Source organism: Mycobacterium sp. 2-64 (assembly GCF_035918375.1).
Taxonomy (GTDB): domain Bacteria; phylum Actinomycetota; class Actinomycetes; order Mycobacteriales; family Mycobacteriaceae; genus Mycobacterium; species Mycobacterium intracellulare.
In genome coordinates, this window is the sequence record NZ_CP142361.1 from 2,008,136 (window position 1) to 2,024,496 (window position 16,361).

Genomic DNA, 16,361 nt, shown 5'->3' on the forward strand with positions numbered 1-16,361 from the left:
CGGTCAACGGCCTCGGCGCCGGACGACCGCGATCACCCATCGCGGTTCGCGTGCGCCGACGGCGACTTGGCATCGCGAAAGCCGCTGCGGTGGGGCAGCTTCCATCCTGGCCGGACGTAGTGGCACGTATAGCCCGACGGATACCGCTCGAGGTAGTCCTGGTGCTCGGGCTCCGCCTCCCAGAACTCGCCGGCCGGAGCCACTTCCGTGACCACCGCGCCGGGCCACAGTCCCGACTCGTCGACGTCGGCGATGGTGTCGAGCGCGATCCGCTTCTGTTCGTCGTCCAGATAGAAGATCGCTGAGCGGTAGCTGGTCCCGACGTCGTTGCCCTGGCGGTTCTTGGTGGTCGGGTCGTGGATCTGGAAGAAGAACTCCAGCAGCGTCCGATAATCGGTCCGGTCGGGGTCGTAGGTGATCTCGATCGCTTCGGCATGCCCGGGATGGTTGCGATAGGTGGGGTGCGCGTTCTGGCCGCCGGTGTAGCCGACCCGCGTGGACACCACACCGGGCTGCTTGCGGATCAGATCCTGCATGCCCCAAAAGCATCCACCCGCCAGGACGGCAACCTTGTGTGTCATGACCGCTGCTCGCTCACGGGTGCGCCGCCGCGTCGCTCCGCAGCCGCGTCGGAGAACAGGCTCAGGTATCGCCCGTAACCTTCGGCCTCGAGGTTGTCGCGGTGAATGAAACGCAGCGACGCCGAGTTGATGCAGTAGCGCAGGCCGCCTTTATCCCGGGGGCCGTCGCTGAAGACGTGCCCGAGGTGGCTGTCGCCGTGCGCCGAACGAACCTCGGTGCGTTCCATGAAGTGGCTGCGGTCGCTCTTCTCGACGACGTTGTCCGCGTCGATCGGCTGGGTGAAGCTGGGCCAGCCGGTGCCGCTCTCAAATTTGTCGACCGATGCGAACAGCGGCTCACCGGAGACGATGTCGACGTAGATACCGGGTTCCTTGTTGGCCCAGTATTCGCCGGAGAATGGACGCTCGGTCCCGCTCTCCTGGGTAACGTGGTACTGCTCGGGACTCAGCGCGTCGACCGCCGCCGGGTTCTTGGTGTATTCGTGTGACACGGATGCTCCTTGGTGAGTGTGCTCGGTTGTCCGATTAGTTGCGGCCGGCCATGATGCCGCCGTCGACGTTGAGGATCGCGCCGGTGACCCAGCTGGCCTGTTCGGAAAGCAGATAGGTGACGGCGTTGGCGACGTCGACGGGGGTGCCGACTCGTCCCAGCGGGTGAAGCGGCGCGAAAGTGTCTAGCGTGGCGTCGATTTCGTCCTTCGGGATAAAGCCCTCATACAGCGGGGTCTTGACAACCGCCGGCGCCACCGCGTTGACGCGAATCTTGTGCTCCGCAAGCTCGATGGCCAGATTGTGGGTAAGGGCGTGCAGGCCGGCCTTTTGCATCGAATACGCAGACGATGGTGTCAAACCGATGGCCTGATGTGCCCACATGCTGCCGATGTTGACGATGGAACCGCCCTCGCCATTGGCGATCATGCCCGCAACGACGGTCTGTGTCAGGAAGAACAGCGCGTAGTTGAGCTCCATGTAGGAGTCATAGAACTGCTGGTCGTACTCGAGAAACGGCCTGGGGATGAAGAATCCCGCCGCGTTGACCAGCAAGGTCGCGTCGTCGTGCTGCTCGGACAGCGCCCGCTGTACATCCGCGACGGCAGCGCGATCAGTCAGTTCGGCGGCGATGCCCCAGGCGTGGCGACGCCGGTTCGTCAGCTCAGCGACGGTGTCATCGACACGGTCCTTCGAACGTCCGATGATCACCGCGCTGCCGCCATGGTCGACGACATCGAGAGCGACCTGCCGACCCATGCCGGCACTGCCGCCGACAACGATGACCTTCTTGCCGTCAAAATGCATGTTCGGTCCCCTTCGTGGTTGTCTTTGACGGCTCCCCGCTGGGCCGCCGTCTAACGAGACTGCAACGTCGCGGACTGAGCCGGCATCACCCCAGCCGTCTGTTCACCCGGGTGATTTGATGCGGAGTTGGGCGCGAGTCCTTGTCCCGGGCAACTTCGTCGGCGGGGAGAGTCACTGCGATTTGGCGACGACCGGCTGTTCGCGGGTTGCGTCGATAGCGTCCACCAACAGCCAGAGCGCTAAGCCGATGAGCGCGATGTCCTTCATCAAGAATTCGCCATCGGCGGACAGAATGGGAAACCCACCCGCAGACGCCTCGCCGACCCCGGGCGTCGTGATCATGAAACTCAGCGTGGTGACGAAGAACAGAGAGGCGACTATCCCGCCCACCACGGCAGCTTTCGGAGACCAGGGCTTGAGGGCCAAGAGCGCCGCCGTGACCAATTCTACCGTTCCGTTCAATCGGCCAAAGGCGTCGATGGACATGATTTCGTAGACCCAACTCAAGAAGGGGCTGTTGGCCACCCAATGCGAAATGCCGTGGGACTCATAGTAAGTGAATTTCATGGCGCCGAACCAGGCCAGGACTACAGCCAAACCGTAACGTGCGACGAGGGGCGCGATGACGTTTATTCGAGACTTTCCTGGCCCAGCAGTCATCATGGCGGTGGCCTCACTCTGCGACATGCGGTCTCCGTTCTGTGTGTCGGTCGCGGCTCAGATCAGCGACCACTATCTACGCGCATGGGGTGAGTTGTCCTCATCCCCGGATGCAATTCACCCGGGTGAGACGACGGTAAGCCGTTGCGGGGCATGCCGTTCAGTGCGCACAAGCCGGCTCCGGCAGGTCGAGATCGGCCTTGGTCAAACGGTAGACCTGTAGCGTGAGGTTGTAGTACTTGTCGGTCTCGCCGACCCACTCCATCCCCACTCGCCGGGCGGTAGCCACACCACGGCGATTCTCCGGTCGCACGACTGCGAAGACCTCACTGATACCGGGGTTTTCGAATGCCTGATGGGCAACCGCGTGACCGGCTTCCGCGCCGTAACCGTAGCCCCAAGCGTTCGGAGACAGCTGCCACCCGATTTCCAGATCCGTGCCGCCCGGCGGCAGCGGAAGCAGGGCAACGCCCCCGATTACGTCTCCCGCGGTGTTGTCGGTGATCGCCCACCGGCCCAGCGGCAGCCCGGTCGGGTCGCTTTCGGCGATCCATGCCGCCAGGACGTGTCGCATCACCATCGCGTCGGGGATGGGGGGCAAGGCCGGGCACAGCCAACGCGCCACTTCGGGCGCACCGTAGATCGCATATGCGGCGAGAGCGTCATCGAGTTCCCACGGCCGCAACACCAGCCGGGGTGTCTCGATGCGCCGCGTGTCCGCGTCCCAGTCGACGTGATGATGCTCAACCATTCCCGCCCCTAGCGTTGTCGTGTGTAGTGCCCAAACGTTGTGGGCGCGGTCCGATCCGTCAGTTCTCGTTGGTTCCCAGTGTGTTTGGCGTCTCGGCCCTGATGGCCACGATGGTCTCCGCGTCCTCCAGTGCGACCTTTTTGGCGGCGCGCATCACCGCGCGCACGTCGCCGGCGGGTATGACCGCGGCGCCCGAGGCGTCGGCGAAGACGTAGTCGCCGGGACGGACCGCCACCCCCGCGATCACCACCGGACGGTTCGCCTCGTACGGGGTGACGATGTCGCCGCCCGACCGCGTTGTCTCGCCGCGGCAATAGACGGCGAGGTCGTAGTGCGCCAGCTCGGCGAAGTCGCGCAGCTTCCCGTCCGCGAGAATGCCGGCGAGCCGATGGTTATGGACACGCGACAGCTTTGTCCCGCCGCCCAGCGACGCGTCGCTGCAGCCATTGCTGGCCAGGACGAGCACGCGCCCGTCGGCGCCGCTTTCGATGGCGTCGTAGAACAACCTCTTGAAGTTGTAGCGCTCGGGAGGGAGGGCGACCCGGCACGTCGGGAAGTAGGAGATGGTCACGGCGGGACCGAAGAGACGGCGGCCGGGTGTCGGGCTCACCAGGTCGAGGAGGTGACAACGGTGTCGGTGCCGGCGCCCCATGGCGTCCACGATGTCGGCGGTGCGCACGCGACCGGCGAGTACGTCGAGGGATTGCATCAGCGGTCCGGGGTCGCGATACGCCAGGACTGGGCGCCACGGAAGTCGAGCCAGGTGTCCGTGCTCGTTTGCACGAGTCGGGCCAGGACGTCGTCGCAGCCCGGGCAGCGCACCACGATGCCGGGGCCGCGGTGGTAGACGTGGCTCTCGGCGAAGGCGGTGTTACGACAACATTTCCCGCAGGTCAGCGTTGCGGTGGTGACGTCGAATCCCAGCACTTCCGCGAAGGCGCCCGCGGCCGCGTTGCCGTCGACGTGTGTCGGTTCGGTCATCATTCCTCGCTTCTGGATTAGTTGCTCGGCCCAAACCGCTCGGTCCGGATGGCTGACGGCTGATGTCCCTGCTCGATCAGCATTGCGGTCACCGATTCCACGAATCCCGTTGGGCCGCACACATAGATGCGCAACTCGTTGCGGGGTGCCCAGCGGGTCGGCGCGAAGTCAGCGGCACGCACCCGGCCGGACGGCCGCGTGGTGTGTGGCGCGGCCGAGCGGGTGTAGACCCGTGTGACCTCAAGCCAATCACATTCACGCTCGAGCCGCGCCAACTCTTGGGCGTAGTACACATCGGTAGGACTGCGCACCGAATAGATCAGCCGAAAGTGGGCGCTGCCCACCACTAGCCGCTGTCGCAGCATCGCCATCAACGGCACGATTCCCGATCCGCCGCCGACGAGTAGAACCTGACCCTCCTCGTCGGGGCGCCAGACGAACCAGCCACCGATGGGGCCGCGCAATTCGATCTCGTCGCCGGCAGCGAGTCCGAGGAGATACGGCGAGACCTCTCCGTCGGAGATCCGCTGCACGGTGAGTTCGATGTGCTCACCGTCGGCCGGTCTGCTCAGTGAGTAGCTGCGTTGCGCGCTGTACCCGTCCTCGGCGGTCAATTTGAGATCGATGTGCTGGCCGGCCAGGTGGCCGCCCCAGCCGGGCACGGTCAGCCGGATCGTGCGCGCCGAATCGGTCTCGGGGTGAGAATTCACGACACGCGCGACCCGCCACCGTAGCGCCGGTTTCACGTCGACATCCACAGTCGCCGTCAATCCCCGGCGTAGCGTTGTTCTCGCCACGGGTCCCCGTAGTTGTGGTAGCCCAACCCTTCCCAGAAGCCCGGTATGTCGCTGTCGCGCAACTCAATGGATCTCACCCACTTCGCGGACTTCCAGAAATAGAGGTGCGGCACCAGCAGCCGTGCCGGGCCGCCGTGCACCGGGCTGAGCGGGGCGCCGTCGTAGGCGTAGACGATCCACGCCCTGCCGCCGAGAAGGTCGCGCAGCGGGAGGTTGGTGGTATAACCGCCGTAGCAACCGACCAGTGCGAATTCGGCGGCCGTGTCGATCCCTTCGAAAAGAGTGTCCACAGCTACGCCCTCCCACATGGTGTTCAGCTTGGACCACGTGGTGACGCAGTGGATGTCGACGGTGGGCCGCTCGCTGGGCAATTGCCTCAACTGGGCCCAGGTCCACACGCGTTCGGTGCCATGCTCGTCGCGGATTGTGAACCGCCAGCGATCGAGGTCGATGCGCGGAGTCGGTCCCGCCTGCAGCACGGGGAAGTCCGCGGTCAGATGCTGACCGGGCGGCAACTCGACGACCGACTCGGCGCGACGCCCGCGAAAGCCCTTGTTGACGACAGTCATTGGTGTCCTTTTGGCAGCAGATTTGGGGGAGCGGGATAGGACCCGAGCAGTTGCCGCCAGGATGCTACGAATTTGGCGACGCCGTCATCTTCGAGCGTCCTCACAACGTCCTTGAGTTCCACGCCGGCTGCGCTGATGTTGTCGAGCACGGCTCGGGCGTCGGCGGCCGTCCCGGTGATGGAGTCGCCGCTGATCACGCCATGATCGGCAAGTGCCTCCAAGGTTTTTTCCGGGATGGTGCTGACAGTGTGTGGTGCGACCAGCTCGGTGATGTACATGGTGTCGGGATAGGCGGGGTTTTTCACCCCGGTGGAGGCCCACAGCGGGCGCTGCACATGGGCGCCGTCGTAGCCGAGCGCGGCGTAGCGGTGTCCGGCTTGGAACACCTCCTGGTATGCGGCATAAGCGAGCCGGGCGGTGGCGATTCCGGCACGTCCGCGCAGTTCCATGGCTGCCTCGGTGCCGATCGTCTCCAGCCGCTGGTCGATCTCGGTGTCGATGCGGGAGACGAACAGGGATGCCACGGAATGGATTTGGGTGAGGTCTTTGCCGGCGCGCTGCGCCGCCTCCAGCCCGGCCAGGTAGGCGTTCATCACCGCACGATGGCGCTCGACCGAGAAGATGAGGGTCACGTTGACTGAAATGCCCTCGGCCACAGTGGCGGTGATCGCGGACATACCGGCCGACGTCGCGGGGATCTTGATGAACAGATTCGGCCGATCGACGATCTTCCACAACTCGACGGCTTGACTGACCGTCTTGTCGGCGTCGTGGGCTGCCCTCGGGTCCACCTCGATGGATACCCGTCCGTCGACGCCACCGGAGGCTTCCCACTGCGGGCGCAGGACGTCGCACGCTTGCCGGACGTCGTCGGTGATGACGGTGCGGATCGCCGATTCGGCGTCGGCGCCGCCTTCGGCCAGTTCGGTGATCTGCCGATCGTAGGCATGGCCATGTGAGATCGCCCGCTGGAAGATCGAGGGATTGGTGGTGACGCCGACTACGCTTCTGGTGTCGATCAGCCTCTGCAGGTTGCCGGATACCAGACGGTCGCGGGACAGGTCGTCCAACCAAACCGAGACCCCCGCCGCCGAAAGCGCGGTCAGGGTTGGGTCTTGCGTCATTTGTCTGCGGCCTCCTGCCGATGTCGGCGGCTACGCGCTGTTCGTGCGGTGAGGAGCGCGGCGGCGAACGCGACGACCGGCCAGTACGCGCCGGCCAGCATCCGCCGGTCCCGCGTCGTCAAGCTAATGCGGCGCGCTGTTTGCGTCACAGATCCTCCGTTACCAGGCCTTCATAGGAGCGTTGTTGCACGACTGCGCGTGCAAGCCCGTTGCTGCGGAACTCATTCCCGCCCGGTCGATGGCCAGGTTGTGTATGGGCACCTGCCGGGTGGTGTTCTGAGCGTGGCCCGGACCCGGCCAAGCCGTCATCACCCTCCAGCACCACTCACCCGGGTGATAATGCTCAGCTGGACGGACGGTTAGACCCTCAAGGGTGTGTCCAGTGATTGCGGCACGAATCGCAGCTCCGCGGCGCCAAAGGACACACCGAAGCGGGCGCACCACAGAATGACGCTGCCCGGCGGTGTCGACATGGCTACTCGTGTGTCACTCAGCCAGACGCGCAGCTGCGGACCCAACGTGGCATGGAGATTGTCCAGCCGCAGAATCCGTGACCCGTCGGGCAAGGTCGCCAGCCGCGCAGCACCGCTGGTTGGGTGGATGTGGCTGGTGAATTCTCCTAACTGGGTGGTCTGAGCTCCTGGCGGCGGCATCTCATCGATTGTGGTCTTGATCAACAACTTCCACGGTGCCAGCCACCACACGGCGGCAGGCAGTGCGCCCAGGACAAGGGTCGCCCGGGCCACGGGCCGCGGCGCCAACCACTGTGCGGCGTCAGTCCAGATCATCGTGCGCTATCAGCCGCCTGGCCGCCTCGGTGATCGAGCCGGACAGCGACGGGTAGATCGCGAGCGTCTGCGCCAGCCCGTCGACCGTGATGCGATTCTGCACGGCCACAGCGATCGGCAGGATCAGCTCCGAGGCGATCGGGGAGACCACCACACCGCCGATCACGACGCCGGTGGCCTGTTGGCAGAAGAGTTTGACGAAGCCATGACGCAGCTCCGACATCTTGGCGCGCGCATTGGTTTCGAGTGGCAGCATGATGGTCCGGGCCGGCACCGAGCCGTCGTCGATCGCCGTCTGCGGCACGCCGACCGCGGCGATCTCGGGACGCGTGAATACCGTGGCCGCGACGGTGCGCAGCCGGATCGGACTAACCGCCTCGCCCAGCGCGTGATACATCGCGATCCGGCCCTGCATCGCGGCGACCGAGGCCAACGGCAACAGGCCGGTGCAATCCCCGGCGGCATAGATCCCGGGAACCGACGTCCGTGACACCCGGTCTACGGTCAGGTGGTTGCCGCGCCCCAGCTCGATGCCCACCCGCTCCAGGCCCAGGCCGTCGGTGTTGGGGGTCGATCCGATCGTCATCAGGGCGTGGCTGCCCTCAACGGTGCGGCCGTCGGTCATCGTCACCACGACTCCGCCCTCGGTGCGGACAACCGATTGCGCGCGTGCGTTTTTGACGAGTTTGACGCCGCGTTCGGCAAACGATTCCTCCAGTACCCATGCGGCGTCGGCATCCTCGTAGGGCAGCACCCGGTCCCGGCTGGCCACGACGGTCACCGCGGCACCGAGTTCGGCGTACGCGTTGGCGAACTCGGCGCCGGTGACGCCCGAGCCGACGACGATGAGGTGCTCGGGCAGCGCGGTCAGGTCGTAAAGCTGGCGCCAGGTCACGATGCGCTCGTCGTCGGGCTGCGCCGAGGGCAGGATTCGCGGGCTGGCGCCGGTCGCGACCAATACGACGTCGGCATCTCGCACCATCGCGGTGCCGTCGGGCTTGGTCACCTTGACGCAGTGGCGCGCCAGCCCGGGAGTCGCGTCGATCAGCTCACCGCGACCGGCGATCAGCTCGACGCCCATGCTGAGCAGGTCGGCGGTGATGTCGGCGGACTGGGCGGCCGCCAATGTCTTGACCCGCTGGTGGATTTCGGGCAACGAGATCTCCGCGTCGGCGATACCGATGTCCAAGCTCAGAGGCGCCCGGCGCAGTTCGGTGCGCAGCCCGGTGGAGGCGATGAACGTCTTTGACGGCACGCAGTCGCACAGCACGGCCGCACCGCCGATACCGTCGGCGTCCACGATGCTCACCCGTGCCACCTCAGGCCCTCGGGCGGCGGCGACCAGTGCCGCCTCGTAACCGGCCGGGCCCCCGCCGAGGATCACAATGCGGGTCGGCACAGCTCGAACCTCACCATCCGGCCGGACGACAGGTCATCAAAAACGCCATCCACCACCGGCGTTCGTGTCTTCATCGCCGATGATATGGATGGCGGCTTCCTCAGCCGACGCGGCGCCACCGTCAATGCCGACGTCGTAGGCAAGGTAATCCGTAGCCGGATCCGTAGGGTCTACGTCGAAGGCGACGAGCCGGCCCGCGCGCATGCCGCCGACCTGATCGTCGATCGGCTCGCCATCGCTGTCAGCGCTATCACCGATTCCGTCGCCGTCCCACTGGTCGGTCACGTCCGGCAGCTCACGGGCCAGCCGGCGCGCCAGACTTTCGTGGGTGCGCGCTTCCCTCGCGGTGAGACCCCACGCCCGCAATTCCCGCGGGCTTTCCGGGGGTGAGTAGCCCTCGTCCAGGTCGATGCCCGTCTGTTCAGAGTCCACGCTTTCTTCCGGCTCGAGCAGGTGGGCCCCGACGTCGTCGAATTCAGAAATCCCCATCAGCGCCGTCTCCATTCCTTATCTGCAAGGTCGCACTCGCGAAGCGAAGCCGTGCGCCCGCCCGGTGGTTGCCTCAACCGAGCGCCTCGACAAGATCGCGGCAGGCTCGTTCACAGCGACGGCATACCTCGGCGCACACGCGGCAATGCTCGTGTTTCGCCGCGTGCTTGTCGCACTCGTCCCCGCTTGTCTTACAGGCGACGGCGCACGTTTGGAGCCCGTCCTGGTCAAGTTGGCGTCATAGCCCGTGTGCCGGGACAGCACGCGCCCGGTTGTCGCGCAGACATCCGCGCAGTCAAGGCAGGTACGGATGCATTTGGTCAAGTGGTTGACGTCGTCTTCACTGAGGCAGGCGTCTGCACACGCTGTGCACGCCTGGTCGCATTCAAAACACGCGTCGATACATGCGACCAGCTGTCTCGATCGATCCGGCCTAGATCGCGGGGATAGGTCTCCAGCATTCTCCTGGCGGCGTTCACTACGTCCTCCTTGTCAGGTTCCTCCTTGTTGGAGGCTGTCTCACACAACAGAACACGGCTGCGTAGCTGTAGACATCAAAAGCATGGCGTGCAAACGGGTGAACTGTCCTCGCCCACCTGAGTGCCTCACCCGGGTGATAAAACGACGTGACGAATCCGCCGAACCCACTACCCAAGATCACCACTGACGGGGCGCGACCGGTCTGGCGGGTCAGGCGCTCCTAAACCGCCTCGGGCTGCCGCGGGCGAATGATGGCCAGCATCCTGCGCAGCTGCGGCTCCTCTGGGCTGCCGGCGTAGCCATTCAGCCATCCGGTCAACTTCGAGTGTATCGCCACCGGCAACGCCGTACGGGTTGCCAGGAGGGAGGTGAGGATGCGTTTGATCACGAGATACCCTTCGCCGCAGCCTAATTCGACGAAGACAACCGTGCGCTCATAGCCGGTCAGACACGAATTCACCGCGTCGACCAGTAACCACGCCATGTCCTCGTCGGAGATGCTCGACGGCTCAACCGTGGGGCGCGGTTGCGCCACCGAACCACGACTCGGGAACCTCCGTGTCTTCGACGACACCAATCGGGCCTGGGGCCTGATAGCGGCAGTAAGCATGTCCTGGTCCCTTTCCGGTTTCCTGGCGGCGGCTGGGCGTGGTTCATTAACGGCTTTGTCAGACAAGGTGATTCGTGACCGGGCACATCTGGTGCGGTGCCCGCGGATGGGCTAAAACAGTCCGAGTTCTCGCGCCCGGCTGACCGCCGCGCCGCGGTGCTCAACGCCGAGCTTGCGGTAAATGGCGCGCTGGTGGGTCTTCACGGTATTGAGCGAGACGTAGAGCCGCTCACCGATCTCGCGTCGCGATAGCCGGGTGGCGAGCAGGCGAAGAACCTCAACCTCTTTGGGGGTCAGTTCCTCGGCGACCACGCTCCGTTCGTTGCGCGGACTCACCGCGACTCCCGCGTTGCGCTCGGCCGAGGCGAGCAGCGTCGGGGCGATGCCGGCATCGGCGCAACCACGCACCAGGGTGCCGGCCTCTTCGAGGCTCGCCTTGGCGGTCTGGTGGTCGCCGAGCCGCTCGGAGATCTCCGCCCTCACCAACTGCGCCTTGGCCACCTCGAGGATCGCACCACTTTGGCGGGCCGACATGACGGCCATGTCCGCGGCGGCCACCGCCGCAAGCGCGTCACCGCTTTTGGCGAGGAGTTCGGCCGTGGCCAGCGACACCATCACGTCCACCAGATGTTCCGCATCGGCCAGGTCTCGGGGGCTGCCCGAAGCCTCCCGGATCTGATGCTCGGCATCCGCGAGCTCACCCCGTTCGGCCGAGATCAGCGCCAGATAGCCCAACGAGGAACTGCGGGCGCGACGATCGCCCACCTTCTCGGCAAGCTGCACGGCCCGCCGGAAGGCGGCTTGCGCCTCGGGGACATCGCCCGAAAAGTACAGCGCGGCACCATAAATGCAATAGGCGCTCGGTCGGCCCAGCGGTGCTTCGCCGAAATCGAGGGTGGTCGCCCGGCGAGCCCCCTCGAGCGCGGCAGCAACGTCAGCCGTCTTGAATGAGTGAACCGCGCGCAACACGGCGGCTTGCGCGCTGATGGCGCGACCATCCGCGGTATCGTCCGCGGATCGCGCCTCGACCGCCTCGATCCACTCGGCGGCGTCATCGAGTTGACCGACGCTGAGGGCGATCCACGCGCGGGCGACGCTCAGGCGCGGATCCTCTAAGACGGTTTCCTCGGGAAGTAGATCCAGGTAGCCGGAGATGGTCGACAGGCCGCCGCCGTTGAATTCGTCGACCCAGTCCGCGGCGATCAGGTCAGCGCTGCGCGCGGTGTCGCCGGCGGCGAGCAGGTGGCGCAGCGCCTCATCGATGAGTCCCTCGGCCTCGAACCACGTCGCGGCTCGCCGGTGCAGATCGGCGACGAGATCAGGCTCGGTGCGGCGCAGCTCGGTGCGCAGCAGCTCACCGAACAGCTGGTGATAGCGATACCAGTGACGCGACGTGTCCAGTGGCACCACGAACAGGTTTTCGCGCTCGATCTTTTGCAGGACCGCGGCCGAGCCAGACGTTTGCAGCACCGCGTCGCACAGCGCACCGCTGAGTCGTCCCAGGACCGACGTGCGGAGCAAAAAACTACGCAGGTTCGGTGGCTGCCCGTCGAGCACCTCGGCCATCAAGTAGTCGACGATATGACGGTTGTCGCCTGCGAACGTCTTGATGAACGTTGCGGTGTCAGCACGCCCGGCAAGCGAGAGGGCGGCAAGATAGAGGCCGGCAGCCCATCCTTCGGTGCGGCGGTGCAACAGTTGAATATCCGTGGGCGCCAAGCCCAGCCCGAGGACATCGTTCAGCAGGTGGTCCGCCTCGGTCGGCCCGAAACGTAAGTCGTCCGTTCGCACCTCGGCGAGCTCGCCGCTGGCCCTCAGCCGAGCCAGCGGCAACATCGGATCGGCTCGGGTGGCCAACACCAGGTGAAGATTCGCCGGCATCCGGCTGATGAAGAAGGCAAGCTGCTCATGCATCGCTCGGCCTACCACCAGATGGTAGTCATCGAGAATGAGCACGACGGGGCTAGGGATCGTGTCCAGATCGTTGAGCAGGGTAGGCAGCACGACTTGCACTGGATCGGCACCCATCGCCAGGAGTTCGACCGCGCGAATCCCCAGCCCGGGACTGACTTTCTGCAGCGCGGCGACCACGTACATCCAAAACCACACCGGGTCGTTGTCGGAGGAATCGAGCGACAGCCAGGCGAACCGCCCATCCCCACCCATCGCCCACTGCGCCAGCAATGTCGTCTTGCCCCAACCCGCCGGCGCACTCAACAGGGTCAGCTTGCGGGTACGCCCCGCCGACAATGCGTCCAGCAGGGCCGCCCGGTGAACCAGCTGCGCCCCCATGGCCGGGACGTGCAGCTTGGTGGCGAGCAGGACTGCGCGCGCACCGGCTTGTCCGACGCCGTTGTCGCTGCGCCCTGCTGAGCCGCTCATGTCCGCACTCCGCGAATCCGTCGAATCCCGCAGCCGGGCGGGGAAACTCGGCGGTGACGCGTCCTGGGTGGCCGCCCTGTCGGCATCCCAGTTTGTCCTTGCGGGGCCGCCCGGGCTCGTTCTGCTCGGTAATCGCGGCGACTCTATTGAATCAGATGCGCCGTCCGGAAATGCCGCGGGCGCACGCCGGCGGTGCCCGTTTGGGCCGGCGGACCCGCGTCCCGCCAAGGGCTCAATGGTTGTCTCATGAGCCGCGCTCATGCTGTGCCCGCTCACCGCACTTCTCCTGTTTTCACCGAAGCCTCTACTCCTGCAACCCACTGCACCGCCGCGCCCGGATGCTGAACCTCTCAAGGGAGGTGACTGAGCGTCTCAACGCGAGACTTCGGGGCACGCGGGCCGGCGGCCCGCCATCGTCTGCGCCGTGCTCATGGACGTCGGGACACCAACACGTAGCCACCCACGCCGAAGACCACCGGCATCATCATCAACATTCCCAACAGTGTGCTCATCATCGTCTTCTCGACCCTCTGCGCGTTTGCCCTCCGGCGCCGGGCCCTGGTTGGGTCGCGGCGATCCAAAGCGCAATGACTACGTTGGCACCGCGGGAACCGCGCCACCATCGCCCGGCGGGTGATGTTTAGGGCCGGGTCGGTGTATGCCTAGTGGCCTTGGGCTTTGACGGATTGGTCAATCCGGGCGGCGCATGAGTTGCGTCAGTTGAGCGCGGGACGTGATCCCGAGTTTGGCGAAGGCATTGTGAAGATGCGTTTTCACCGTGTGAGGGGAGAGGTGCAGTTGCTGCGCGACCGCGCGGTTGGTCGCGCCGTCGGCGATCAGATGGACGACGGTGAGTTCGGAGTCGGTGAGGCTGTCCAAGCCCGTTTTCGCCCGCGGGTGTGTGACGATGCGCCGTTCCACGCCCAACCCGCGCAGCGCGCGACCGACCCGGCGGGCATCGGCGGTCGCCCCGCACTCGATGTAGGTGTCGAACGCGGCGTTCAGTTGTTCGAGCGCCTCGGCATTGCGCTGCGCGCGAGCCAGTTCGCCGCCGGCATCCTCGGCGGCGCTGGCGTACAGAAGCGGCCGCGGCGACGCGTGCAGCAACTCCGCGGCAGCCACCAATGCCTGGGCATCGTGTTCGAGGATCCCGCGGGCGTACCCGGCCACCGCCGCGAACAGCGGCACCGCGGGCCGGTCACGCTCGAGCACCTCGGTGGCCTGCAGGACCCGCGCGCGTAAACCGGCATCACCGGCGGCCGAGGCCACCCGCGCACCCAAGATCAGGCGAGCCAACGCGTGGGGGAAAAACGGTGTCGCCAGCAGGATGACGTCGCCGAGCCAGCGCATCGCGTCATGAATGTCGTCGCGCTGCCACGCCGCCCGCGCGAGCACATACGCCGATCCGCGACGAATGCCGGCGGAGCCAGTGGAATGGGCGTCGCGCGCGTCATTGACCATCTGTTGCAACAAGTTCCGGTCATCGGTGTGGGCCGCCACCTCGGCGAGAATCACCGTGCGGAGTACGTCGTGCTCGGTCGCCCCCGTCCGCTGCGGTGGCGGAAGGCATTCCGTCGCATCGCGAGCGGCCGACAGCCGGCCCGCAGCGAGGTGGACGAGCCCACTGAAGACGGCCCACAAGGCGAGCGCCATCGCGTTGCCTTCCCGACCGGCTTGCCCGATGCCCTGCGCAACCTGGGCCGTCGCGTCGTCCAACCGGCCGACCACTGCCAGCAGGTTTGCGTTGTACATTCCGGCATAGGCATGCGCCAACGCCGTTTCATTCGTGTGGGCGAGCGGGCAAAGCTCTTCGAAACGGCGCAGTGCGCGGGCCGTATACCCCTCACCGGCATCGAGCAAAGCGTGGGTGACGCCGGCCATGATCGTGGCCTCGAGATCACCGGTGGCGGCCGCGGCCGCGGCCGCCTCGTCGGCGGCCTCGCGCCGTTGCCCACCTTCGTCGAACACCAGGTTGTACGCCAGCCACGCTAGATGCCGCGCCCGGGTGATCTCGCTGAGTCCGCTCAACTCGAGCGCCCGCCGATTCTCCTCCACACGCCGCTGGTCAGTGTGCTTGGTGTGCACGGGAAGTCGCAGCCGGATCTCGGCCTCTACTTCGGGCGACGCCGCGCCCGAGAGCGCCGCGACGGCCAATTCTTCGGCCTCGCCGTGGCGGCCGGCCCGGTTGAGCCACCCCACCGTTTCCGCGACCAGGGATCCATGCTCGGCGTCGTCGGCGGGCAACAGCCCCAGTGCGCGCTTGCTCAGGTCCGCGGCCGCGCTCGCGTCGCCGCGGCCAACCGATTGGGCGGCGTGGCGCAGAGCGTCGATCGCCTCCCGGTCTCCCGGCTCGGCGCTGCGCGCCAGCTGGGTGGCTACCTCGGCCGGCGCCGCGCCCATCCCCAGCATGACCGACGCCGACTGGCGCTCCATCGCCCGGCGCAGCGACTGCGGCAAGGACTGTCGGGTGGCCTCGCGCAGCAAGTCGTGCCGAAACCTCAGCTGCTCACCGTCTTCGATGAAAAGATCCGCGCGCACCGCCTCCTCGAGCGCCGAGAGCAACGACGTCGGCGAACGTTCCAGCATCGCGGCCAGCAAGCCGGCCGAGAACCGGTCCGGCAGCACCGCGGCCACCCGGACCACTTCTGATGCACCTTCGGAGAGCAGGTCCAGCCGTTGCTGCATACTGGCGCCCAGCCGTCGCGGCAGCTCATGTCCGGTGGCCACCGCGTGCCCGCCGGTAACGCTCAGTCGGTCCTCCTCGCCGAGCCCCCTGACGAGCTCGCTGACCAAAAACGGATTTCCGTGCGCCTTGGCGGCCAGATTCAACAGTGACACATCGGCTTTCGCCCGCACGGCGTCACAAACCATGTCGGCGACCGCATCCGGCGCGATGGCCCCCAGTCGCAGGAATGTGGCATGCGCGCGGTGCAGCACCGACAACGTCTCTTGCACCGCTGGCCCGCCGGCCCCGGTGCGGGCGGTCAATATCCACAACACCGCCGCATCCGGCCGCGCGGTGGCCAGCGAACGCAGCGCCAGCAGCGTGCCGTTATCGGCCCAGTGAATGTCCTCCAACACAATCACCAGCGGGGTCTGTGCGGCCGCGGCGTGAATCGCGTCGGCCAAATCGTGCACCACCCAGTAGCGCAGGTCGGCCGATCCGCCCAGGCGGCGCAACGCCTCGGCGTCTCCCACCGGGGGATCGGCGTTGAGCGTGGCCATGAACAGCGAGAAAAACGGCACCGTCTGCTGGTACTCGAACGCCTCACCGAACAAGGTGCGCACCCCGCTGTGGTCGGCCAGCGCCAACACTTCGGTGAGCAACCGACTCTTCCCGATGCCGGGCGGGCCCTCGATGACCAGCACGCCCCCGCGGCCCCGCGCCAGCGCGGTAACCAGTGCGCCGATCATTTTCAGCTCGTCTGCCCGCCCTCGAAGCGGCGGAGTGGAC

At 66.3% G+C, this 16,361-nt stretch carries 16 protein-coding genes and 1 pseudogene; all 17 read right to left on the reverse strand.

Annotated elements, in window-relative coordinates; genetic code table 11:
- Positions 1 to 32: 32 nt before the first annotated feature.
- Positions 33 to 581, reverse strand: coding sequence for a peptide-methionine (S)-S-oxide reductase MsrA (msrA, locus tag QGN31_RS09870; RefSeq protein ID WP_041297910.1), 549 nt, complete (start codon positions 579 to 581; stop codon positions 33 to 35).
- Positions 578 to 1,072 carry a peptide-methionine (R)-S-oxide reductase MsrB gene (msrB, locus tag QGN31_RS09875; RefSeq protein ID WP_014385232.1) on the reverse strand — a complete coding sequence of 165 codons (495 nt, stop codon included), beginning with the start codon at positions 1,070 to 1,072 and terminating at the stop codon, positions 578 to 580. The genes msrA and msrB overlap by 4 nt, the downstream gene beginning before the upstream one ends.
- 34 nt (positions 1,073 to 1,106) lie before the next feature.
- Positions 1,107 to 1,877, reverse strand: coding sequence for an SDR family NAD(P)-dependent oxidoreductase (locus QGN31_RS09880; RefSeq protein WP_014385231.1), 771 nt, complete (start codon positions 1,875 to 1,877; stop codon positions 1,107 to 1,109).
- Between the two features lie 171 nt (positions 1,878 to 2,048).
- On the reverse strand, positions 2,049 to 2,564 hold the full coding sequence (locus QGN31_RS09885; protein WP_014942447.1) for a YkgB family protein: 516 nt from the start codon (positions 2,562 to 2,564) through the stop codon (positions 2,049 to 2,051).
- A 133-nt stretch (positions 2,565 to 2,697) separates the two neighbouring features.
- The gene (locus tag QGN31_RS09890) at positions 2,698 to 3,288 is read right to left on the reverse strand and encodes a GNAT family N-acetyltransferase (RefSeq protein WP_014385229.1); all 591 of its coding nucleotides are present in this window, start codon (positions 3,286 to 3,288) and stop codon (positions 2,698 to 2,700) included.
- A gap of 58 nt (positions 3,289 to 3,346) precedes the next feature.
- Entirely contained in the window at positions 3,347 to 3,997 is a 651-nt protein-coding gene (locus QGN31_RS09895; protein WP_014942446.1) for an RraA family protein, read from the reverse strand.
- Positions 3,997 to 4,272, reverse strand: a complete 276-nt coding sequence (locus QGN31_RS09900) for a DUF6510 family protein (RefSeq protein ID WP_014942445.1) — start codon at positions 4,270 to 4,272, stop codon at positions 3,997 to 3,999. The genes QGN31_RS09895 and QGN31_RS09900 overlap by 1 nt, the downstream gene beginning before the upstream one ends.
- Before the next feature lie 14 nt (positions 4,273 to 4,286).
- Positions 4,287 to 5,027 (reverse strand): ferredoxin reductase, encoded by a 741-nt coding sequence (locus QGN31_RS09905; RefSeq protein WP_014942444.1) that lies wholly within the window; start codon positions 5,025 to 5,027, stop codon positions 4,287 to 4,289.
- Between the two features lie 8 nt (positions 5,028 to 5,035).
- Positions 5,036 to 5,635, reverse strand: coding sequence for a sulfite oxidase-like oxidoreductase (locus tag QGN31_RS09910; protein WP_008258058.1), 600 nt, complete (start codon positions 5,633 to 5,635; stop codon positions 5,036 to 5,038).
- Positions 5,632 to 6,759 carry a transaldolase gene (tal, locus tag QGN31_RS09915; RefSeq protein WP_014385225.1) on the reverse strand — a complete coding sequence of 376 codons (1,128 nt, stop codon included), beginning with the start codon at positions 6,757 to 6,759 and terminating at the stop codon, positions 5,632 to 5,634. The genes QGN31_RS09910 and tal overlap by 4 nt, the downstream gene beginning before the upstream one ends.
- Before the next feature lie 359 nt (positions 6,760 to 7,118).
- Entirely contained in the window at positions 7,119 to 7,547 is a 429-nt protein-coding gene (locus QGN31_RS09920) for a DM13 domain-containing protein (RefSeq protein ID WP_052322843.1), read from the reverse strand.
- Positions 7,534 to 8,946 (reverse strand): NAD(P)H-quinone dehydrogenase, encoded by a 1,413-nt coding sequence (locus tag QGN31_RS09925; RefSeq protein WP_008258053.1) that lies wholly within the window; start codon positions 8,944 to 8,946, stop codon positions 7,534 to 7,536. Before QGN31_RS09925 ends, QGN31_RS09920 begins: the two co-directional genes overlap by 14 nt.
- Before the next feature lie 36 nt (positions 8,947 to 8,982).
- Complete coding sequence (locus QGN31_RS09930) at positions 8,983 to 9,450, reverse strand: DUF5709 domain-containing protein (RefSeq protein WP_008258051.1); 468 nt, start codon at positions 9,448 to 9,450, stop codon at positions 8,983 to 8,985.
- Positions 9,451 to 9,508: 58 nt separating this feature from the next.
- Positions 9,509 to 9,896, reverse strand: a pseudogene (locus QGN31_RS09935) (four-helix bundle copper-binding protein).
- Between the two features lie 239 nt (positions 9,897 to 10,135).
- Complete coding sequence (locus tag QGN31_RS09940) at positions 10,136 to 10,450, reverse strand: hypothetical protein (protein ID WP_008258049.1); 315 nt, start codon at positions 10,448 to 10,450, stop codon at positions 10,136 to 10,138.
- A 186-nt stretch (positions 10,451 to 10,636) separates the two neighbouring features.
- Positions 10,637 to 12,907, reverse strand: coding sequence for a LuxR C-terminal-related transcriptional regulator (locus QGN31_RS09945; protein ID WP_008258047.1), 2,271 nt, complete (start codon positions 12,905 to 12,907; stop codon positions 10,637 to 10,639).
- Between the two features lie 690 nt (positions 12,908 to 13,597).
- On the reverse strand, positions 13,598 to 16,321 hold the full coding sequence (locus tag QGN31_RS09950) for a helix-turn-helix transcriptional regulator (RefSeq protein ID WP_008258045.1): 2,724 nt from the start codon (positions 16,319 to 16,321) through the stop codon (positions 13,598 to 13,600).
- Between the last annotated feature and the right edge of the window lie 40 nt (positions 16,322 to 16,361).